The 20,908-nt window shown below is 41.0% G+C and carries 19 protein-coding genes; 10 read left to right on the top strand and 9 right to left on the bottom strand.

All coding sequences use genetic code 11. From position 1 onward, the window contains the following. The first annotated feature begins 11 nt into the window (after window positions 1–11). From FKX85_RS21670 to FKX85_RS15450, 6 genes are all read left to right on the top strand, one after another. The gene (locus FKX85_RS21670; RefSeq protein ID WP_229239851.1) at window positions 12–440 is read left to right on the top strand and encodes a hypothetical protein; all 429 of its coding nucleotides are present in this window, start codon (window positions 12–14) and stop codon (window positions 438–440) included. Further along, entirely contained in the window at window positions 323–1,738 is a 1,416-nt protein-coding gene (locus FKX85_RS15470; RefSeq protein WP_229239842.1) for a RagB/SusD family nutrient uptake outer membrane protein, read from the top strand. Before FKX85_RS21670 ends, FKX85_RS15470 begins: the two co-directional genes overlap by 118 nt. A gap of 67 nt (window positions 1,739–1,805) precedes the next feature. Beyond that, the gene (locus FKX85_RS15465; protein ID WP_141615594.1) at window positions 1,806–2,630 is read left to right on the top strand and encodes an endonuclease/exonuclease/phosphatase family protein; all 825 of its coding nucleotides are present in this window, start codon (window positions 1,806–1,808) and stop codon (window positions 2,628–2,630) included. 62 nt (window positions 2,631–2,692) lie between these two features. Further along, entirely contained in the window at window positions 2,693–3,466 is a 774-nt protein-coding gene (locus tag FKX85_RS15460) for an endonuclease/exonuclease/phosphatase family protein (protein WP_141615593.1), read from the top strand. A gap of 295 nt (window positions 3,467–3,761) precedes the next feature. Then, window positions 3,762–4,964, top strand: coding sequence for an AI-2E family transporter (locus tag FKX85_RS15455; RefSeq protein ID WP_141615592.1), 1,203 nt, complete (start codon window positions 3,762–3,764; stop codon window positions 4,962–4,964). 80 nt (window positions 4,965–5,044) lie between these two features. Continuing rightward, window positions 5,045–6,316, top strand: a complete 1,272-nt coding sequence (locus FKX85_RS15450; RefSeq protein ID WP_141615591.1) for a PQQ-dependent sugar dehydrogenase — start codon at window positions 5,045–5,047, stop codon at window positions 6,314–6,316. Between the two features lie 1,206 nt (window positions 6,317–7,522). On the opposite strand, the gene FKX85_RS15445 is transcribed toward FKX85_RS15450, so the two are convergent. Next, complete coding sequence (locus tag FKX85_RS15445) at window positions 7,523–7,723, bottom strand: CsbD family protein (RefSeq protein WP_141615590.1); 201 nt, start codon at window positions 7,721–7,723, stop codon at window positions 7,523–7,525. Between the two features lie 1,458 nt (window positions 7,724–9,181). Between FKX85_RS15445 and FKX85_RS15440 the strand changes: the two genes are divergently transcribed. Beyond that, window positions 9,182–11,335, top strand: a complete 2,154-nt coding sequence (locus FKX85_RS15440) for a catalase (RefSeq protein WP_141615589.1) — start codon at window positions 9,182–9,184, stop codon at window positions 11,333–11,335. A gap of 141 nt (window positions 11,336–11,476) precedes the next feature. Here FKX85_RS15440 and FKX85_RS15435 read toward each other — a convergent pair whose 3' ends face one another. The 4 genes from FKX85_RS15435 to FKX85_RS15420 all read right to left on the bottom strand — a co-directional run bounded on the left by FKX85_RS15435 (window position 11,477) and on the right by FKX85_RS15420 (window position 15,140). After that, complete coding sequence (locus tag FKX85_RS15435; RefSeq protein ID WP_141615588.1) at window positions 11,477–11,626, bottom strand: lmo0937 family membrane protein; 150 nt, start codon at window positions 11,624–11,626, stop codon at window positions 11,477–11,479. A 310-nt stretch (window positions 11,627–11,936) separates the two neighbouring features. Then, complete coding sequence (locus tag FKX85_RS15430) at window positions 11,937–12,371, bottom strand: hypothetical protein (protein WP_141615587.1); 435 nt, start codon at window positions 12,369–12,371, stop codon at window positions 11,937–11,939. A 127-nt stretch (window positions 12,372–12,498) separates the two neighbouring features. Then, the gene (locus tag FKX85_RS15425; RefSeq protein ID WP_141615586.1) at window positions 12,499–14,682 is read right to left on the bottom strand and encodes an ATP-binding protein; all 2,184 of its coding nucleotides are present in this window, start codon (window positions 14,680–14,682) and stop codon (window positions 12,499–12,501) included. Between the two features lie 11 nt (window positions 14,683–14,693). Next, a complete protein-coding gene (locus FKX85_RS15420) occupies window positions 14,694–15,140 on the bottom strand; it encodes a response regulator (RefSeq protein ID WP_141615585.1) in 447 nt (148 codons plus the stop codon). Window positions 15,141–15,795: 655 nt separating this feature from the next. Between FKX85_RS15420 and FKX85_RS15415 the strand changes: the two genes are divergently transcribed. Next, window positions 15,796–16,338: a ferritin family protein gene (locus FKX85_RS15415; RefSeq protein WP_141615584.1), complete on the top strand. Its 543-nt coding sequence runs from the start codon at window positions 15,796–15,798 to the stop codon at window positions 16,336–16,338. Window positions 16,339–16,350: 12 nt separating this feature from the next. Next, a complete protein-coding gene (locus tag FKX85_RS15410) occupies window positions 16,351–16,947 on the top strand; it encodes a hypothetical protein (RefSeq protein ID WP_141615583.1) in 597 nt (198 codons plus the stop codon). On the opposite strand, the gene FKX85_RS15405 is transcribed toward FKX85_RS15410, so the two are convergent. Then, entirely contained in the window at window positions 16,937–18,334 is a 1,398-nt protein-coding gene (locus tag FKX85_RS15405) for a sigma-54-dependent transcriptional regulator (RefSeq protein WP_141615582.1), read from the bottom strand. The two genes, FKX85_RS15410 and FKX85_RS15405, sit on opposite strands and share 11 nt — an antisense overlap. Before the next feature lie 412 nt (window positions 18,335–18,746). Between FKX85_RS15405 and FKX85_RS15400 the strand changes: the two genes are divergently transcribed. Beyond that, on the top strand, window positions 18,747–19,103 hold the full coding sequence (locus tag FKX85_RS15400) for a four-helix bundle copper-binding protein (protein WP_141615581.1): 357 nt from the start codon (window positions 18,747–18,749) through the stop codon (window positions 19,101–19,103). Here FKX85_RS15400 and FKX85_RS15395 read toward each other — a convergent pair. The 3 genes from FKX85_RS15395 to FKX85_RS15385 are packed head-to-tail and all read right to left on the bottom strand — an operon-like array spanning window position 19,100 to window position 20,898. Continuing rightward, a complete protein-coding gene (locus FKX85_RS15395) occupies window positions 19,100–19,759 on the bottom strand; it encodes an SRPBCC family protein (RefSeq protein ID WP_141615580.1) in 660 nt (219 codons plus the stop codon). The two genes, FKX85_RS15400 and FKX85_RS15395, sit on opposite strands and share 4 nt — an antisense overlap. A 12-nt stretch (window positions 19,760–19,771) precedes the next feature. Further along, window positions 19,772–20,002 (bottom strand): hypothetical protein, encoded by a 231-nt coding sequence (locus tag FKX85_RS15390; RefSeq protein WP_141615579.1) that lies wholly within the window; start codon window positions 20,000–20,002, stop codon window positions 19,772–19,774. Window positions 20,003–20,040: 38 nt separating this feature from the next. Then, window positions 20,041–20,898, bottom strand: a complete 858-nt coding sequence (locus FKX85_RS15385) for a glucose 1-dehydrogenase (protein ID WP_141615578.1) — start codon at window positions 20,896–20,898, stop codon at window positions 20,041–20,043. Window positions 20,899–20,908 lie beyond the last annotated feature (10 nt).

Below are 20,908 nucleotides of genomic sequence, written 5' to 3'. Positions count from 1 at the left end.
TTCAATTTGACATGAACTATATAAAATATTCCTTGATCTTGGCACTGCTTCTTTTCAGTGCCTGTGATGATGAATTTCTGGATAAATATCCACTGGACAGTGTTACCCATGAAACGTATTGGGAGACAGAAAACCAGTTGCGAGCAGCTCTGTATCCTTGTTATGAGGGCTTGGACTATGAATTACTGATGTACCCAAATGTTTTTGGCGGAGACGTGGTGTGGGGGACCTTAACAGTGGCCTGGCCAAAATCCCCGGAGGAAGGCACACTGCTTTGGACGGATTTCCTTTTACCAGCTTTTGGTCTTGGCTTTATGCACCGATCTTTACCTGTAATAACTTCCTGGACCACTATGACAAGGCAAATGTGGATCAGGACACCAAAGATGTCTATGCTGCAGAAGTTAAGGTCATCCGTGCGCTGCAGTATTTTTGGTTGACAAGTTATTGGGGTGATGTGCCCTTGGTGGATAAAGTAATCAACGCTTCCGAAGCTTATATGCCACGAACTCCAAAAGAGGAAGTCGTCCAGTTTATCATGGATGACCTGGACTGGGCGGCCAGTAAGCTGGGAAATGAAATTCCCTCAGGGGATAATGTGGGCAGGATCAATCGCTGGGGGGCACTGGCATTAAAGGCACGTGTAGCCCTCCAAAATGAGATGTGGGAAGTGGCTGCCAACACCGCTAAGGAAATCATGGACAACAGTCCTTATGAATTATATTCAAACTACCGCGACATGTACAAGCTGGCGGGCAATGCAGAGACAAATCCTGCTAATAGGGAAGCCATTATTTATAGCCTCTTTGTAGATAACCTCCGCACCAATAACATGAGCAATTACACTTGTACACCAGTGGATTATGTTCGTCTTAATGCTTCCAAGAGGCTGGTGGACGCTTTCTTGTGCACCGATGGTAAACCCGCCAAAGCAGGACTGGAATATTATGGCCAGACTGTAACCACTTCCGAACTGTACAATTATCCTGAAGAACACTATACAGATTACTTTGAAAACAGGGATCCACGTCTCCAAATGACCGTTTACAGCCCAGGAGACGAATGGCCTGGTGGCGATGATGGAGATCCTGATACCGATACGGACAATGATATTTATCAGCTTCCACGGTTTGCCGTCTTGCAAAACAACAACCGACTTGGTGCCAATGGATTAACAGGATTTTATTTCAAAAAGTACAACTCAATGGAACTGGCCGGATTGTTTAACCGTGATCATAACAACATCAACGTCATCCGTTATTCCGAAATCCTTTTGATCTATGCAGAAGCTCTGTTTAACCTTCAAGGAGGAACCCTCACTCAAGCACAGATAGACATGACTGTCAACCAACTCAGAGAACGTGTCGATATGCATCCCATGAACCTGGAGGAGCTGGAAAGTTGGGGACTGGATCTGGAAACAGAGCTTCATCGGGAGCGACGTGTAGAAATGTCCATGGATGGCATGAGGTATTTTGATGTATTGAGATGGAAAGAAGGTGAAGTTCACCTGGGCAAAGCCATGGTGGGTCCAAGTCTGGAAGTTTGTATGAATGATTTGGGAGCTAACCCCTATCCTGACAATGGTACCGATGAATTTGGTGATATTATTTACGAAAAGTCCGTGGCAGAAGGTGGCCTGGATAATTTTGACCCAACCAAACATTACCTGTGGCCGGTTCCCTATGCTGAAAGGATAAAAAACCCCGACCTAGGACAGAACCCCGGTTGGGAATAAGTTACTAAAGGGCAGGAAAGTTCTTATAACAATCCTGCCCATTTTATATTCATGTAAACATTTCAATATGAATACGCTATTTGCGACGACATTATTTTGGTTGTGCGTGACGTTTCTCCCGCTTGGAGCCTCGTCAATAAATACTTCCCGAGAGGGAAATGGCACCTTAAAGGTGATGAGTTATAATGTAAAATACTGTGCACCTTATAAGAGCAGCACACCTGACCTGGATTCTATTGCACGGATCATCAGCCACACTGATGCAGATATCGTTTTTTTGCAGGAAATAGACCGTAACACCACCCGCAGCGGAAAGGTCAATCAGCTGGAGCTGTTATCGCAAAAAACAGGGCTAACTTACTATTTCTATGGTAAGGCCATTTCGTATCAAGGTGGTGAAACGGGACTGGGGATATTGTCCCGATACCCCATGACCGATCAGCAGATCCATCACCTGCCCCGTGTGGAACTGGATGGTAAATACGTCAGCTACCGTATCCTGATGACAGCCGCTATTACGGTAGAGCAAAAGCAGCTGACGATTGCCAATACGCATATGGAGCTGACACCGGAAAATAGGGAACTGCAAGTTCCCGCGATTGACAGTGTCCTTTCCTCCTCTCCTTATCCAGTGATCTTTGGAGGAGATTTTAATGCCACACCAGAAGGACCAACAATGACCTCATTTTCGGAAAGGGGCTACGCCAGCACTTGCGAAGGGGATCAAAGCAAGTGCTTCACCATACCCTCCCGTGATCCTGATCGAAAACTGGACTATATCCTTTTTAGGCCACGGACTTCATTTGGTGTAAAGTCACATGAAGTGCTCCAGACGGAGGCTTCGGATCACTTGCCCATTATTACATTGTTTGACTTTAAGTCAAATCCATGATCAGTAAGGCTGTCTCATCACAAGGAAAGCGGCAGCCTTTTTTTGTCCAAAAAATCATCGCTATGAAATCAATCTATTTCGTCCTATTTTTAATTGTATCTTCTTTTCAGCTTCAAGCGCAAGGATTGTCAGACACCCTGAAAATCATCAGCTATAACCTGCGCTTTGGTGAGCGTGCTTCCATGGAAGAATTTGCCAATTTTATTAAAGCACAAGATGCCGATTTGGTAGCCTTACAGGAAGTGGACATTAAGACTTTTCGTAAAAGAGCCCCGCATCAAAACGGAAAGGACTTTATGGGAGAATTGGCTCATATGACAGGAATGTTTGCTGTATTTGGGAAAACCATCGATTATGCCGGTGGCTATTATGGCATTGGCATCCTGTCCAGATATCCAATGTCCAAAACGGAAAGAATCCTTTTACCATTTACTGAAAATGGCAAGGAACAGCGAGCCCTTCTTGTGGCCACTATTGAATTGGCAAGCGATAAAACTATTGTTTTTGCCAGCACGCACTTGGACTACACCAATACAGAAGAGCGTCAACTCCAAGTGAAGCAGATCAATGAAACCCTCCTCAGCAAATCCATTCCCGTGCTTATTTGCGGTGATTTTAATGCCCGACCAACATCCAACGAAATCAATTCTAGTATGTCCTTGTGGTCACTGCTGGATAATCAGGAACCGACCAGCCCTTCAGACGAAGCCAAATACAAGATAGATTATATTTTTGGGTACCCCAAAACCAATTGGAAATTACTAAACACCCCAAAACAAACCATCCTCCTCTCCGACCACCTACCTGTGGTCTCCCAAGTAAAAGTAATTTGGTAGAAAACTAGAAGTAAGAATCAACTCTTACCAAAACTGGTGCGATGCAGCTCGAACTACTGTACAATTTTTTGCTGTCCAAAAAACGGGAAGCTTTTAAAATGTGGTTTTGTGATAACATTAAATCTCCTGAACTTTCCGTGTTCGAACATTAATTAGAAATGTTTCCATAAACTAAACTACTAACTGCTGATAAGGTAAGTCCCACAATAGGCTCACTGGATATCTATGGTATGTGTTTTGTTTATAATTACCAATATTATGCTTAAAACCATTGTTTATTCTATCAAACGCCTGTATGGAAAGTAAAAACAAACTTCCTCATCCATTATTTTACTTGTTTCCTTTGTACGTAATAGGCCTTTACTTTTTTATTGTGGGCATTGTCAACGCTTATGTGTTTTTGGCTCCTATTGCTATTGCTGCCTTAGTGACGATGATCCTGCTTCCCATAGCGAGGAAACTTGAAATATGGGGTGTAAACCGTTTATTGGCGGCTTTTCTATCTACTTTTTTGGCACTAAGTATGTATTTGGCGATGTTTGTCCTTATCTCGCTGCAGGCCAATAATATTTATGAAAATTGGGATACCGTCAAAGGAAGACTTCACAGCACGATAGGGAAAATACAAGGCTCCATCGAGGGGATTTCAGGGGTAAGTCCTGATGAACAACTTGAAATCCTAAATATTCCGCCTTCTGCCGTACCATCGGATAGTACCAAAGCCGACAAAGAGAAGAAGCGCAAAGAAACAGCTTCTTCAGGAGAAAAAGACAACAAAGCGGAAGCTCCTGAAAAAAACAAAGGTGTCAAAACAGCAATTGCTAACTTCTTTGATTTTGTGGGCTACTCGTTGCTCACCTTTATTTATATCTTCTTTTTCCTTTTTTATAGAAGAAAAATCAGGCTTTCCATTATACGCTTTTTTCCTAAAAGTGAAGGGACCAAAACAACCAAGATCTTAAACGGTTCATTGACCATTGCCCAGCAATATCTTATCGGTCGGCTTATCTTGATTTTTTTTCTATGGATCATTTATAGTGTCGGGATGACCATTACAGGGATAGATAGCCCTATTCTGATCAGCCTTATTGCAGCAGTGTTATCAATGATCCCCTATGTGGGGACGGTGATCGGCTATGTCATCGCGATGATGATGGCGGTAGTATCAGGTGGAGAGACCGGGCTGTTTATCGGTGTATCCATCACCTATGGCCTAGCCCAATTTGTCGAGAGTTATATTTTAGAACCTTTTGTCGTAGGTGACAAAGTAGACCTTAACCCATTGGTGACGATCATTGTCGTGGTGCTGGGAGGATTGGTATGGGGTGTAGTGGGCATGATCATTTCGATTCCATTCTTTGGCATGCTGAAAATCATTGCCGACCAGATAGAGGTATTGAAACCGCTAGGCTATTTTTTGGGCCAGGAAGATATGGGCAGCAAGGATGATGATTTCTTGGGCTCACTGGCCAAAAAGCTGAAGGGACTCTTCAAATAATGCGCTTAAACGGCATTATGATTGTACTGGTCATTGTCCTTTGGTCATAAACTCCATCAACCCATAAACCATTTGATGCTATGAAAATCTCACTATCACTATTTCTTATTACACTGCTTTGCTGTTATTCATGCAGCGACAAGGTATCCAAGGAGAAAAAAGAGAATATATCGGAACAAGCAGCCGACACTGTCCAGACTGCAGTCGGTGATCTGATATTGCCTCCTCCCTACTCTAGCGAATCAGTGACCAACGAAAGCAAAATGGTTGACTGGCCAGAAGGAGGAAAACCCAAGGCTCCAGAAGGATTTACGGTTAGTCTCTTTGCCAAAGACATGAAACATCCAAGAAATACGTATGTGGCATCAAATGGAGATGTATTTGTCGCAGAAAGCAGCACAAAAAACAGTGCTGACAGGATTGTTATTTTTCAGGACAAGGATGGTGATGGAGATTATGAGCTGCAGGAAAATTATCTTGAAGGACTAAACCAACCCTATGGCATATTGGTGCTGGACGATTACTTCTATGTGGCTAATACGGACGGGCTATATCGATATCCTTATGAAGCCGGCAAAACAACCATACAGGAAGAAGGCGAGAAGATAGTGGACCTACCAGCAGGAGGCTATAATAATCATTGGACCAGAAACCTTCTGGCGAGCAAAGATGGAAGCAAGATTTTTATTTCGGTAGGTTCCGCAAGCAATGTCGGTGAGCATGGAATGGACGAAGAAGAAAGACGCGCCTGCATCTTGCAGGTAAACCCGGATGGCAGCGGAGAAATCACCTATGCTCATGGTCTGAGAAATCCGGTGGGCATGTCCATCAATCCAATCACTGGAGAGCTATGGACAGCAGTGAACGAACGGGACAAGCTGGGAAATGACCTCGTGCCCGATTACGTCACAAGTGTAAAAAAAGGAGGGTTTTATGGTTGGCCATATACTTATTATGGAGCTATTCCTGACCCTAGAATGGAAGGAAAAGCCCCTGAAATGGTCAAAAAAACCTTAGTTCCAGATGTCCCGGTAGGTAGTCATACCGCCTCACTTGGCCTTACATTCTATACTAAGGATGCTTTTCCCGAAAAGTATCAACAGGGTGCTTTTGTGGGGCAACATGGGTCGTGGAACCGCAAAGAGTTAAGTGGATATAAGGTGATTTACATTCCCTTTTCAAAAGGAAAACCTTCTGGCAAACCTGTGGACTTTCTTACTGGATTTATTTCCGATGCTGATCAATCGGAGGTCTATGGGAGGCCTGTTGATGTAACATTAATGCCTGATGGATCTCTCCTGGTCAATGACGACAATGGAAACCGTATTTGGCGGGTTAGCGCCAATAAATGAGGGTATCCGATCATTTTATAGGAAGGCAGCATTCATTCGTCCATGCATCATATGTTACAGAAATGTGACATCATGGAAGGATATTGTCACCTTTATAACACACAATAACCTGATATTGGCTTCTGAAATTGTCACCCGGGCCACAGGAAAAAGGGGCAGTTATCGGCACAGAATTTGGCAATATTTCTTTAGTAGTAGTCATTATATGAGGGATCATAAATAAAACGGGTGATTTAAGTTGGTAAATACTAGCACCGTTAGCTAAACCAACTAGATGGATGATGCCCCCGACAATCGACTTATAAATTTGAAATTATTACCGTATTGATATACAATGGATTACAACTAGTTTCCCATCGATAACGTAATAATCAGCAATTTAAAGACCGTAGGGGGCGCCATCATCGACACAAGATCAAAATGTCTGTCCTTAATATCTGTCAATGCAAGTAGCCCTGGATTGTATATCATCTCATCATTAACAATTGGAATATTTAGGTTCTCCTTTTGAACTTTTTCAGAATCTGCTCCACTGTCTTTATAAGACCCAAAAAATGTTACTTCCATATGTAAGTATAAACGGTTCTCTATGATTTACTATGGGTAAACTGAGCGCTAGCGGGCTATGGAGATCGAAGCATCGCGTGGACGGATGAATTTGGGTGCCCATGCTCCTGATGCAGTCGATAATGATATATGTTTTCCTTGCCCATGGTCAGTACCTACGGCACTGTTAGGATGCTGTATCCAATTTTTGTTACCAAGCTAATGCTCCTAACGGAGCATCCCTGCTTACACTTCTGTCGGCTAAAATAGTGAGAAGGGAGTCCTGGCCAATGCCACTAGGCATTTAAGCCTGGTAAAATCAGGTTGCCTCCAGCGGGCTTTGTGCCATAGGAACAAAACTATTCCCCTGATCTATCCGCACAAGTGGGACAGTCCCATGGATAATTTACCCACAGTATTCCATATAGAACCATATAAATTTGGTTTAAAGACGGATTATGTCTTGGGAACCGTAGTTAGGACGGAAAATACAATCAGTTAGTTGGAGGCGAAAGCGAAGCACCGCTACGGGGTATCTGGCCAGCTGCCAAATAGAGCAAAAACTCAAGCGTAGCGGCTGCTTTTGAAGTAGTTTCGGGTCGAAACAGATAGATTAGTGCATGTTTGACGATAAACCTACTGCTTCTCACGAAACCAGCATCATCTAATGGTCGTCCTCATGATTAGGCCTTCCAATTCTTCTTTGGGTCTTCCTATTCGCTTTTGAATCCTTCCCATTAGTTCATCCTCTTTGCCGATTTCGTAATACAGGTCATCATCTGTCAATTCCCCATATTCCTGCTTAAGCTTTCCTTTGATCTCATTCCAATTTCCTTTGATTCTTTCTTTAGCTTCACTCATGATTACTTTTGTTTTAGGTGTGATTTAATGAATTTTCCTGATGGCCTTTTGCCATAGGAGAAGTACTGATATCTCACAGTTGTTTCTTTATGCTGTTCTGGAAGATGATATCAATTGATCTTTTGTGGTATTAGGTTCAACCAATTAGATGTAAGATCCAGCCACTTACAATTTCATCCAAATTTTATTCCAAACCACCTTATTATAGTTGTAATAATTCTATAGAATATTGTAAAATTTAATAATCAAAACATTACATCATTAATGAGAGCCCATTGCTTCAGGTCACCAAAGTATTTCGGATCAAGTGGAAAATTGGGGGGCTGGACATACATGTCTAAGCGTCAGTTAGAGCTGAAGCTATTTTATATGGAACGCAGGTAACGCTGACCCGCCCCGGCGGGACAGGTTGGGCAGATTTCCACTGATTTTTTTAAAATTGGAAATCCAAGAGGAGATAGCCAAGATTTGAAATGGCGCTATATCCATAGCCATGGGCAACGCCTATGATAAACAGTCTAGCAAACCGATTTAGGTTTTAGTATCGATCACTTGACCAATCCCCTCAAATTTACACTAAAACCCGATCCACGCCAGTGGAGCATTAATCACATAATCTACAAGGAAAAGGAATGTTAAAATAAGCAGATTGAAATTTATTTGTCCCCAGAAATATGGCTTGGTCCAGTACTTCGGCCTCTAAAACCATGAAAGGTAGGTTAAAGGTTGGCAATTTAAAGTAGTGTGTGACCCTGTAACCAGTAATCACCAATTTGTTACAAGGATGATACTCTGATTTGGCCAAACCGCTTTATTATTTGGTTAAGGCAAACGAACTAGTCGCTTTTATACCTGCCCAGGTGGTCTAAACGGCACTATCTACCTTAAGTACTTCATGCATCAACCCCTGAGGCATGATATTGGAATTTTGACCAATATGGATACAAAAAAAGAAATAATCATCCTTGGAGATCGCGTTAAAATCCTGCCACTATGTGTCTCTTAAAAGGTACTATTGGTTTGATCTGTTAAAAATTTAATGACCATCGGTAATTTTACACGTAGTGGTACCATTACAAAATGTGATTTGGAAAGTTAAGGAAGTCCCTTGGTGAGACCGGTTTAAGAAAAATGAGCAGGCCGTTAAGAAAATGAATTAGCTCGCGTCGTGGAACAGCGAGATCCATTCATTTTCAGGCCGGAGCAGTTTTCTTAAATTAAATTGGGTAACGTATTGTCCTCCCTGGAAAACTTGTTTTCCCAATTTAAAGATCTCACCACCGGACTGGATTTTTGGTCCTTTTCATCAATGGAAATGCGTAGCATTCATGAAGACCTATTGAAAGCAATTTTACACCTGAATAAAAGGACGGAAACACTATTTATTCAATTATGCTTGGCTACGTCTATGATTGCGGAGACTCGTAAAAAATTTATCCACTAAAACCAAAAATTAATATGTCAAAAAATGAAAAAAAACATTCATCTGAGCATGATAAAGAAAAGGGACTCCGGCCAAACACAGAAAAAGGAGTAGGACAATTTCTCACTACCAATCAAGGTGTTCGTATCAATGATGACCAAAATACATTAAAAGCGGGAGAACGGGGGCCATCGATCATGGAAGATTTCCATTTCCGTGAGAAGATAACGCACTTTGACCATGAAAGGATTCCTGAACGCGTCGTCCATGCCCGGGGTGCTGGAGCACATGGATATTTTGAGACGTATGAGAGCATGTCAAAATATACCAAAGCGGGGTTTTTGAAGGAATCTTCCACTAAAACACCTGTTTTTGTACGCTTCAGTACAGTAGCAGGATCTAAAGGCTCCACGGATTTGGCTAGGGATGTGCGAGGTTTTGCCGTTAAATTCTATACCCAAGAAGGAAATTTCGACTTAGTAGGGAATAACATACCGGTGTTTTTTATCCAAGATGCCGTCAAATTCCCTGACCTGATCCACTCTGTCAAACCAGAGCCACATAATGGAATTCCCCAAGCAGCATCCGCACACGATACCTTTTGGGATTTCATATCACTTATGCCAGAAAGCATGCATATGATCATGTGGGTCATGAGTGATCGGGCCATTCCCAGAAGTTTTAGCATGATGGAAGGTTTTGGAATTCATACCTTTAGGTTTGTCAATGCCGAGGGGAAATCTCACTTTGTAAAATTCCATTGGAAACCAAAACACGGTGTACATTCGGTCACGTGGGATGAGGCACAGAAAATCTCTGGGAACGATCCCGATTTTTTAAGAAGAGACCTTTGGGAATCGATTGAAGAAGGAAATTATCCGGAATTTGAATTGGGTGTCCAGATCGTCAATGAGGAAGATGAGGATAAATTCGATTTCGATCTATTGGATGCCACCAAGCTCATTCCTGAGGAACTCGTACCGGTAAAGATCATAGGGAAAATGGTGCTTAACCGTAATCCCTTAAATTTCTTTGCAGAAACTGAGCAAGTGGCCTTTCATCCTGGCCATTTGGTTCCAGGGATAGATTTTTCCAATGATCCCCTACTGCAGGGAAGGCTATTCTCGTACACGGATACTCAGCTGATCAGGTTAGGTGGCCCTAATTTTCATGAAATCCCTATAAACAGGCCTGTTAGTCCTGTACACAACAATCAACGGGACGGACACATGCGTCAGACCATCAATTCGGGCCAAAGCAGTTACCATCCCAATCAAACCGGAGGAGGTTGTCCCTTCCAAGCTGCGATGGGTGACGGGGGCTATGCCCATTATACTGAACCGGTTTCTGGTAAAAAAACCAAAGCGAGGAGCCAAAGCTTCCATGACCACTACAGCCAGGCGAGGCTGTTCTATGACAGTCAGACCGAAGTGGAAAAGAAACACCTCAAAAAAGCGCTTATATTTGAACTGGGGAAAGTAGGCTCGAAACAAATCCAAGAGCGCATGATTGCGCAGTTACAGGAAGTGAACGTAGATCTTGCCGAAGAAGTAGCCGAGCACATTGGGGTGGACACACCTGTCAAATTGGACAAGGAATTAAACCAAAGTTTTCCTGCTGATGGAAATCCCCAAGATTTCCAGTCCGGTCCGGCCCGACCTTCGGTCAAAAAATCAAATGCCCTGAGCATGGAACATACCAAAACCACTTCCATTCAAGGAAGAAGCATCGCGGTATTAGTAGCTGAGGGCGTCAATACTGCCACTATACAAAAGTTACTGGAACAGGCAAAAGCTGAGGGAGCAAAAGTGACCTTCATTTCCCAAAAGCTCGGAATGATCAAAACCATGGACAATGGATCTCTTACTGTCCAAAAAAGTCTTGCCTCCAGCGCATCGGTACTTTTTGATGCTTTATACTTGCCACAAGGTACCAAAAGTGATGAACTTTTGAGCAAAAGTTCCGAGGCCGTGCTTTTTGTGGAAGAAATGTTCAAACACTGCAAATCCATTGGAATGGATGATGAAGGGTCGCTCCTTTGGAAGGCCACACGCTCAGCGCAGGCAGTGCACGATAATGAAAATGCTCGTGAAGGGATAATTACCAATGGTAATATCGACCAGTTTTTAAAAGCGGTGGCAAAATACAGGTTTTGGAAGCGTGAAGGATCCAGCAATATACCAGCTTAAAGGTAGCTTGATAGTTCCCTTATGTTCTAGCCATATAAACTTACTCGATTAGCTGAATTAAAAAGGGCTGTCTCTGTAAAATTGATTACGCTGTGAGACAGCCTTTTTTCTTAACAGATAAGTGATTTCATCCACAATCAATCACCCAGCTCTTTTTATAAATGACAAAACAAAAGCAACTAGTGCAATGACAAGCAGTATATGGATCAATCCTCCTACGTCATAAACGAAGGCGCCCATTACCCATCCGATCAATACGATTACGACAATTAAATATAAGATATTCCTCATAATTAGATTTATTTTGGTTGATCACCGAAAATTGGTGTAATACGTACAAAATCCAATCTAATCATTTTCGACGTTCAAAATGTTACACTATTTCTCCTTGATATTGTACGATTTACACACCTATTTATAAATTCCGCATTATCTGTCACTGGGTATTTGGAGTGTTAATAGCAGGGATAAAAAGAAATCACTAAAAAATCCCTTCCCCTATACATCTTTCATAGATATTTTCAGGGAAGGGATTGTACACCTGCCGACTGGGCATGCAATAGGCAGGGACAAGGTTGGCCATTCTAGGTTTTGGCTAATCCTATGAGTTGTTTTTATCAAACCGATTTCCTATTTCAGCCATTTTATCTTCGACTTGTTTTTTCATCTCTTTGATTTGATCATAGATATCTTTTTGTTGGTCTTCTGCAGCAGACCGAAACTCTTCGGCTTTTTCACCGATTTCATTAAGTTTTTCTTCTGCTTGGTTCATTAGCTGATCAAACTCGGTAGCTTCATTGCCTTGGGCGCGTTCCGCTTTTTCAGCTTTTAGTTTTTTAAGGTCTTCACTAAGTTTCATTTTTTCCTCTTCAATGTCCTCATACGTCACTTGAAAAGGATCCATATCGATCGTTTTTGGTCCTGGAGCAACTGTAGTTGGGGATTCATAGGATTGGTCAGTATTCTTTTTTCCCTCATCGCAAGCTGCAACTAACAGAAAAATGGCTAAACCTGCCATTAAGCTAAGTTTTTTCATGATTCCTTCATTTTTATGGTTGTTTAAATAATCTTTGATTACCAATTCTAACTATGAAGGTACATAGGATCAAATTCTGATGTCTTACATCTTTCTATTGATTCCTTACAACATTTTTATAAGAAATTCAGCTGAGATTTTGAGGAAGTAAAATCGTAAAGCGCGCACCTTTGCCCGGTTCACCGGTCGCAAAAATTTCTCCATGATGGATTTGGACAATTTTTTTACATATGGCCAAGCCTATCCCAGTGCCTGAGAAACTTGTCCTGGGATGTAATCGCTGAAAGAGATCAAAAATGGTCATGGCATATTCCTGTTCGAAACCAATCCCATTATCCTCAAAAGTAATTTTCACCAACTGCTTACGTTCGGAAGGCTCACTTTGCAGCTGGTCGATTTCTGTGACAGGACCTGCAGAGATGATAATTTCCGGAGGTCTTTCCGGATCAGCGTATTTGATTGAATTACTGATCAAGTTATTAAAAAGCTGAATAAGCTGAAAAGGAATGACTTTAATTGTCGGTAGTTTGGCGCAGTGTACCGTTCCATTCTTTTCTTCGATGGCAATGGCCATTTCGTTGATCGATTTGGAAACCAGCTCGTTTAAGTCTACCGTTCTGAACTCCTCCTCTATCCTGCTGACCCTACTAAAATCGAGTAAATCAAGGATCAATTGCTGCATCCGCTCGGCAGACTTTTGGATCTTCAAAAAGTAACTTACCATATCCGCGGGAACTTGGTCGATATCATCATTGATACGGGAGATAAACGTCTGGATCTTCCTCAGCGGCTCCTGAAGGTCATGACTGGCGATATGATTAAAAGAGGAAAGCTGCTCATTGATTTTTTTTAGCTCAGCATTTTGAACTTTTAATTTTAGCTCCGCATCCCTCTCGGTGGTTATATCACGCACCACTGTAGTCAAAATTTTGCCCCAGGATTCCTGTACAATCTTTTTGAGAGAACTTACATGGATGTATTCGCCACTTTGCTTCATCAGTCTAAAGCTAACCCATTGACGTTCTACAGATAAAGTGTCACAATTATAATATTCTTCCAGATCGACCAAATCCTCGGGATGTATATAGCTTTTAAATTTCGCAATATCAGAAAGATCCCTTTCATTGCTTAGTCCTAGCATTCCAAACATATTGTCCGATGCAGAAAGCTGCCCTGTCTTGCAATTCATGGAAATGCTTCCCATACGCCCTATTGTTTCGGCATTGTTATAAGCATTGTTCTGAATTGTCAGTTTTTTATTCAATTCCTGAAGTTCCTCTTTGGATTCAATGATCTTGGTCAAGTCTCTATTTACTCCGATAACGGTTTTTTTGCCGAGTTCATTTTCGTGCATTTTGATGACCATTTGGAGACATTTTTCCTTTCCAGAAGCTGTAATAACACGTACATCAATGGATTTCGCCGACTGACCATTCCCTACCTTCCTAATTGCATCCAGCACAAGTTTTCGGTCCTTTTTATCCACATGTTGGACGAAAAGAAGAAAGGTAGGTTCAATCTTGTCAGGCTCATAGCCCAGCAGCCGATATTGGTTATTGGAAAGTATGATCTCTCCATCATCGGGATCAAACTTCCAGTGTCCCGTTTCAGCCATTGCCTCTGCTTTCTCAAAAATCTCATGGTTTATCTCAAGTTGGTTAAGGGATTTTTTTTGTTTTCGCAGGTCATTACCTATCTTGAAGTAAGCCGTAGTAAACAGTAAAAGGGAAAAAAGAAAGGTAATGGCAGTAAAATAAGGAGAGACTTTATTCTTTTGTTGGAGATAGTGTTTTCTCTCCTGAAATACCTTGAACGTAACATAGCCCATCATACTGGTGGCTGTTTTAATATTTCGCATAAGGCTGTCCCCTCGCACAAACTCATCTTGCAATTGTCCAAAGGACTGACCATTCTCATACATTGAGATTACAGTTTCCAAATGGTCCAATTTCCCCTGAACAATGTACTGAAGTGAATCCACTGTTTGGGAAGGAGCATTTCCTGCAATGGCCAGCTCTCTGATACTCTCTATCGCTCTGTAAACGGAATCCTTTAATGCTCCATAGTTACTTAAAAACATTTTATCTCCTGAAGCCACGTAGGCACGCTCTGCAGACTCCATGTCAGAAACTTCCACGATAAGATTTTGCAGGGCATAATTAAAGTGATGGGACTGGATGATTTTATTTTGGCTCTTGATCATTAATTGGTGCTGGATAAAACTGGATCCAGCTATGACCACCAATAATATGACAGTGGAAAGAAATATAAAATTTAGGATGATTTCTGATCGGCCAAGGTATCTAAGCATATCCTATTCCTTCACACACTCAATAAAAAAGTTTCTCTGTCAAGACCAGAAGTTACGTATTGCCAATTTACAGAGAGCACTTTGGTCAAGACTTTCTTTAAACAGCCAAAATCATTTGGCTTATTGATATAAATATTAGCACCACTCACAAAAGCTTCTTCTACATCTTTTTCGGCATTGGAAGTGGAATAAATCGCGACAGATAGCTCACGGAAATTCTCATTTGATCTTATTTCCTTTAGACATTCCAGCCCTCCTTTCCTGGGCATATTTAAGTCCAAGAAAAGTATATGAGGCAAAGTTCCATTTAAATTGGACAAATAATTCAATAATTCCACTCCATCATTCACGGTCTCCACACGAGTTTTCAAGGGAATCTTCATAATAGCATCTCTAAACATCATTCTATCGTCTTCATCATCGTCTGCCAATAATATCCGAATCGGTTTTTGGTTCATTAGTTCAAGTTTAAGTTGAAACAAAAAAAGTAACATGCTTACACTCATATTACACAGGTTAATTGGCCTGATAATTAGAGTGGTAACAATGAATAGGGATTTTTAGCATTTACTGGAATATTAATCCAAAAACACCATTTCTAATTTAGTAGTATATTAAATCTAAAACAAGTACTTTTTTTATTAAAACAAACTGATTTTATGACTATTATATGGTGAAAAATTTATTGGTTAGAAAAACACAATAAGAACCCTAATGAAGTAAATAAACAACCTCATTAGGGAATATTGATCCTCTTTCTTTAGTTTCTTATCAGCCTCCAGTTTGTCAAGATAGAGTGACAATTTGTTACGACATTGTAACGGTCATTAAACTCATTTTTCCCCTTCATACTTCTATTTATCCACAATTCCTTACAATTCACCTTTTATATGCAGCTTGAATGGATGGTCAAGTTTAATTATAGTCCCACCTGCTTCCTGTCAAATAAATAATTCAGATTAATACCGAGATCAAATGAACTGGTCTACAATTAGCAGTAATTAGTATATCAAACTAAAGTGGATAAGCCTTTTGACTATTATGAAGTAAAGCACTTCTGGAGATGGGCTACTGGTGTCAGTATAGCATTCAAACCAAAATAAAAGAAAAAACATGATTTTTAAGCACGCTCCCACTCCCCACAGACCTGTAAACTTTCTAAATGGCGATATTCACCAATGGTTCATGTATAAATGCATGGAGGTCTATCAAGGGGAGATGAAGTTATTGAAATGTATAAATATTCTTAGGATTCATAACGACAGGTGGTTACCTGATCAGTTATTGGCCAACTTTCAATTAGGGAAAGCAATTCAAATTGAAAACCTTGAGAAAATTTTTTTACTTATCGATTTGCCCGTTGGGGGTAAGAAAAATGCCCTCATGGACTTCCTCTTGGATCAATGCTTCGATTACGGCGCAAATTCAGATGGTCGCTCCCAAAACTACTTTCAATTATCCCAGGTAATTTTGGCGATTAATTCACTGGTCCACTTTTCATACCGTTGGATGGAAGAGACAGCTAAACAATTACAACAAAAAGAGGTATTCCCATTGCTGGCAGAAAACCTCCGGATTGAAGGCGAAATAGGCAATAAATTGATCGCTTGGAGCACCTCGCTTCACAAGGAAGAACTCCCAATTTCCAAAACTTAAGTAGACGAAGCTATGGAAGTATTTATCAAAATGAAACATTATACCCTTTTCCTCATCATTGTGGGTATTCCGTTTGCGAGCAGTCTATTGATCAATACCACTTATTTGGCAGGAGCCGACATCTCTGAAAACACTATGGCCAGTATTAATATGTCCGCTATGTTGATCGGAATGATGATGATGTATTTGTGGATTTGGTCGTGCATTTTATATTTGAGCAAAATACTGGACCAAAAAAAAATCACTCCAAGTTCCAGTTTTTCCTTGGCACTGTTGGTGTCCATGGTGTTTGGGATATTGGCCATATTATATTTTCATTCAGGAGGACTACTGGCTGGGGAGTCCATGGACCAACATTTTAATGCCATCGAAAACTCCCCATTATTGTCCATCTCCATTGCGATCATGTTATTTATATCGCTGTCCTTACTGTTTATCAGCTTAAATCACTTGGCATTTTTGCTTGTAATGGCCGAAAGAAACCATCAGCCTCACAAAACCGAGTATTTCAGTGAATTCATTATGGCCTTGATATTCCCCATTGGCGTGTGGTTTCTCCAGCCACGACTAAACGAGGTGTTGACTCCCAAAGATCTCATTAATAAGTAATATTAAGGGCTTTTAGTTTGCTGTAAAGTGTTTTCCGGTGAATATTAAGCTTCTGTGCCGCTTTGGTTTTATTATATTTTACATCTTCCAAAACCTCTTTTATTTTTTCTGATTCTGCCATCAAGGCTACCGATTTTAGATCCTTTTCTTGATGCTCTCCGTGCTTTGGTCCAGTATTCGTATTTGACAATCCCGAAATAGAAATTCCCCTATGTTGGCTAGCTTTAATCATTTCCGGGAGTGCCGATGCTGGAACGAGGTTTTTATCATTAATAAAGAGGCTAGCCCTTCGGATGGCATTTTTAAGCTCTCGGATATTTCCTGGCCACGGATATTCTCTAAGATAAGTCAATGCTTCATCAGTAAACTGTGGAACATTTTGTTTGTCGAGCTCCAGAGCGGTCTTTTTAAGGAAAAAGTCGATAAATTGATAAATATCATTCCCTCTTTCTCTCAGGGGCGGTACTTTCAGTACAAATTCACTTAATCTATAATAAAGGTCTTCCCGAAATCCTGAAGTTCCGGATTTAGAATACAGGTTTTCATTGGTAGCTGCAATGATCCTTACGTCTATGGGGATCTCTTTGGTACCTCCCACCTTTCTGATGACCTTTTCTTGAAGGGCCCTAAGAAGTGCCATTTGGATTTCGCTACCAAGATTGGCAATTTCATCCAAAAATATGGTTCCCCCATTTGCCATTTCAAAAAAACCTGTCTTTTGGGTAACCGCTCCAGTAAATGCCCCTTTTTCATGTCCAAAAAGTTCACTTCCTGCCAATTCTCTGGACAAGCATCCACAGTCCACCGCAACAAAGGGCTTGTCCTTTCTAGCACTGGAATGGTGGATCAGGCGTGCATAGGATTCTTTTCCAGTACCTGTTTCACCTTCCAGGATGACCGAATAGTTAGTAGGGCCTACTTTACTCACCTTGTATTGAACCTCCCCGGCTTTTTTGCTCTTTCCCATCACATAATCAGGTAGTATTTTGTTGGGCACTGACTTTTCCTCAGGTGTAGATGACGGGGAAACAGGTCTTGGACTTTGCTTGAGTACTTCCACCAGTTCATCGGGATTTAAGGGCTTTGCCAGGTAACTGGAGGCTCCTTCACGAATCATATTGACCACATTCCTTAAGTTCACCTGACTAGAAGTAAAGATCACTTTACTTCTAGGGCTTATGCTTTTGATCATATGGAAAAATACATTTCCATCCATTTTCGGCAATCGATAATCACTGATTACAAAATGATAAAAATTTCCCTTCATTAATTGAAGTGCATGTGTGGCCTGTGTACTTGTATCCACCGAGTAACCGTTATTTGTCAAGTATTTTTTTAATAAATTACACACGGATACTTGATTATCAACGACGAGTATGCTTTCCATAATTCTTTGATTTAAATGAACGAATTAGTTTTCTTCACTTTAGTTGTTTGCTGTATATAAAGTTAAGTGTATAAGACGCCCATTACATTACACTATTTATTACAAGATTTATATAATTCATATACTCTATGGACAATATCTGTTACAATCTGTAATCAAAAAGCAACAAAATTTTTCATTCTATTATGGTCTATTTGATTTCAGGAGAATTTATCAAGCTTAACTAAGGTATTGACCATAGCAGAAAGAGACCAAAACCAATTTATTAGGGATTTGGACCAATATTCATTAAGAATAGCACGGTCAATCCATTGCTTTTTATCCGAATATACTCCACTACTTAACTGGGGCAGGAAACTTGTTGTTTTTAGCTTGAAAAAATAGGCTGATCATAAACTAAATTTCGACTATCATGAAAAATACACAGACTTTCAGAATAGTAAATGAATGTTCCTCTACCTGCTTTTATTGTGCCGATGCCTGTCTAGATGAGCCCAATGGAATGGTAGACTGCATCAGAAACTGCACGGTATGTGGTGAAGTCTGCTCCCTGGTTTCAAAAATCTTGAGCACTTCCTTTTCTAATATTGAGCCACTGGTAGCCTACTGTAAATCCATCTGTGAAGCATGTGCAAAAATATGTGAAAAACATGAGCACCAACATTGCGAGCTCTGCGCAAAAGCATGCAGGACATGTGCTGCGGCATGTGACGACTACTTAAAAGGAAATTTGACTACTTTCAAAGAAACACCAAGAGAATCTAATTAGACTTGCTCTAGCTTATGATTTTCCATGTGCTTTTTGAGCCGAAAAAGCTCTTTTTCTATGGTTGCACTCATAAAGGGCTGGATCATCTTGGCCACTAGTTTTCCTGCCTTTCCAAATGGGAAAATGTAAGAAATAGCTACTGTTACTTTGGTTTTTTTGGAAGGGAGAACATCGAAATGTACATTTCCATATTGTTTGATTATAGAGCCCCCAAAGGACTTCCACCCTATTCTGGTATTGGGCTCATCATGAACAATTTCAGTTTCCCAACGAATTAAGGGATTGACGATCCAAATAGCCCTTTGATCACTAAATTGTTCTACTCCCTTCAGATGTTTGAGAGAATGGGGAAAATCACGGTAGGCTTTCCAGAATTCGTAAACATTATTGGCCGGAAGATCGATCTCGATGGACTTTTTGATGTTTACATTTCTATGGTCAAGATCTGCGTTCCATGCAAGTCCATCTTTTAAATAACAATGTCCAGAAGCGCCTCTGAACAAGGCATAGGCTCCTCCGGTCCCTAAGAATTTATTTTTTGATTTTACCGCTTTATAGACCAGCAAGGTACCTATAGCAATGGACACGATTCGCTCCCATTTGGAAAGATTTCCTTGGGGGCTTTCTTTTGGAAAATACGTCACTTCTTCGTTCATGGCTCTTACAGTTTATTTTGAACGTTCTCCAAATGACCTTTCGGGATAACCAATTTTACTTTTTGACTTTTGGTCAGCATCGGATTGGATAGATTCGTCAATCTCCTCATCCTTCTTACGTTCTCGTTGTTGGTATGGGTGATTACTTCTAGCATCTTGGCTAGTCCTATTTTTCTTTTTTCTTTCTTTTACCTGCACCAGGTTTTCATAGATTGCAGATGGAAATAATTGTTGGTTTTTCATAATAGTGATTTTAAATCATTTTTAATTACATACTCTAATTAGGTATTGAGGATTTCACCTCCATTTGGATGGATAAACTGCCCTGTGATATAACTGGCTTCATCGGTAGCAAGAAACAAATATGACGGTGCCACTTCTGAAGGCTCACCGGGTCTTCCCAGCGGAACATGCACCCCGAATTCACTGACCTCTTCCTCGGAAAATGAAGCCGGAATGAGCGGGGTCCAAATAGGCCCGGGAGCTACCCCGTTTACTCGTATGTTTCTAGAAGCCAAGTTGGTAGACAGGGACCTGGTAAAGGCCACTATGGCTCCTTTAGTGGAAGAATAATCGATCAATTCAGGCTTCCCCCGGTACGCTGTTACAGAGGCGGTGTTAATGATCGTGTCGCCATTTTTGAGATGGGGAAGTGCTTCTTGGGTAAGGAAAAAGTAGGAGAAAATATTGGTTTCAAAGGTTTTTCTCAATTGTGCTTCATCAATATCCTCCAATTGTCTTTGGACATATTGCTGCGCTGCATTATTGATAACAATATTGAGTTGGCCAAATTTCGCTAAGGTTTCTGATACTACTTTTTTACAATCGGATTTTCTGCTAAGATCTGCCTTGATCAGGAGGATTTGGCCGCCCTGTTCTTCTGCCAAGCGCTTGGTCTCTTCAGCATCTTTTTCCTCCTCGAGATAGGCGATGACCACTTTCGCTCCTTCGCAGGAAAAGAGCACCGCTACTGCCCTTCCTATACCGCTGTCACCCCCAGAGATGATTGCTACCTTATCATTCAGTTTGCCATTACCTTTATATCCGGGTTTAATATACGCTGGGGCAGGGTTCATTTTATATTCCTTGCCAGGTTGGTGAGATTGCACTTGTCCCGGTTTTCCTTTGTCTTCTTCCATTGTTGTTTTT

It is taken from the genome of Echinicola soli (genome assembly GCF_006575665.1).
In the GTDB taxonomy this organism is placed as follows: Bacteria; Bacteroidota; Bacteroidia; order Cytophagales; family Cyclobacteriaceae; genus Echinicola; species Echinicola soli.
The sequence above is the reverse complement of the archived record's forward strand: the minus strand, read 5'-3'. Positions and strand labels throughout refer to the sequence as shown.

Coding starts and splice junctions, on each gene's coding strand:
- FKX85_RS21670 (WP_229239851.1), top strand. CDS start 12: ATGAACTATATAAAATATTCCTTGATCTTGGCACTGCTTCTTTTCAGT.
- FKX85_RS15465 (WP_141615594.1), top strand. CDS start 1,806: ATGAATACGCTATTTGCGACGACATTATTTTGGTTGTGCGTGACGTTT.
- FKX85_RS15460 (WP_141615593.1), top strand. CDS start 2,693: ATGAAATCAATCTATTTCGTCCTATTTTTAATTGTATCTTCTTTTCAG.
- FKX85_RS15455 (WP_141615592.1), top strand. CDS start 3,762: ATGGAAAGTAAAAACAAACTTCCTCATCCATTATTTTACTTGTTTCCT.
- FKX85_RS15450 (WP_141615591.1), top strand. CDS start 5,045: ATGAAAATCTCACTATCACTATTTCTTATTACACTGCTTTGCTGTTAT.
- FKX85_RS15445 (WP_141615590.1), bottom strand. CDS start 7,723: ATGAGTGAAGCTAAAGAAAGAATCAAAGGAAATTGGAATGAGATCAAA.
- FKX85_RS15440 (WP_141615589.1), top strand. CDS start 9,182: ATGTCAAAAAATGAAAAAAAACATTCATCTGAGCATGATAAAGAAAAG.
- FKX85_RS15435 (WP_141615588.1), bottom strand. CDS start 11,626: ATGAGGAATATCTTATATTTAATTGTCGTAATCGTATTGATCGGATGG.
- FKX85_RS15430 (WP_141615587.1), bottom strand. CDS start 12,371: ATGAAAAAACTTAGCTTAATGGCAGGTTTAGCCATTTTTCTGTTAGTT.
- FKX85_RS15425 (WP_141615586.1), bottom strand. CDS start 14,682: ATGCTTAGATACCTTGGCCGATCAGAAATCATCCTAAATTTTATATTT.
- FKX85_RS15420 (WP_141615585.1), bottom strand. CDS start 15,140: ATGAACCAAAAACCGATTCGGATATTATTGGCAGACGATGATGAAGAC.
- FKX85_RS15415 (WP_141615584.1), top strand. CDS start 15,796: ATGATTTTTAAGCACGCTCCCACTCCCCACAGACCTGTAAACTTTCTA.
- FKX85_RS15410 (WP_141615583.1), top strand. CDS start 16,351: ATGGAAGTATTTATCAAAATGAAACATTATACCCTTTTCCTCATCATT.
- FKX85_RS15405 (WP_141615582.1), bottom strand. CDS start 18,334: ATGGAAAGCATACTCGTCGTTGATAATCAAGTATCCGTGTGTAATTTA.
- FKX85_RS15400 (WP_141615581.1), top strand. CDS start 18,747: ATGAAAAATACACAGACTTTCAGAATAGTAAATGAATGTTCCTCTACC.
- FKX85_RS15395 (WP_141615580.1), bottom strand. CDS start 19,759: ATGAACGAAGAAGTGACGTATTTTCCAAAAGAAAGCCCCCAAGGAAAT.
- FKX85_RS15390 (WP_141615579.1), bottom strand. CDS start 20,002: ATGAAAAACCAACAATTATTTCCATCTGCAATCTATGAAAACCTGGTG.
- FKX85_RS15385 (WP_141615578.1), bottom strand. CDS start 20,898: ATGGAAGAAGACAAAGGAAAACCGGGACAAGTGCAATCTCACCAACCT.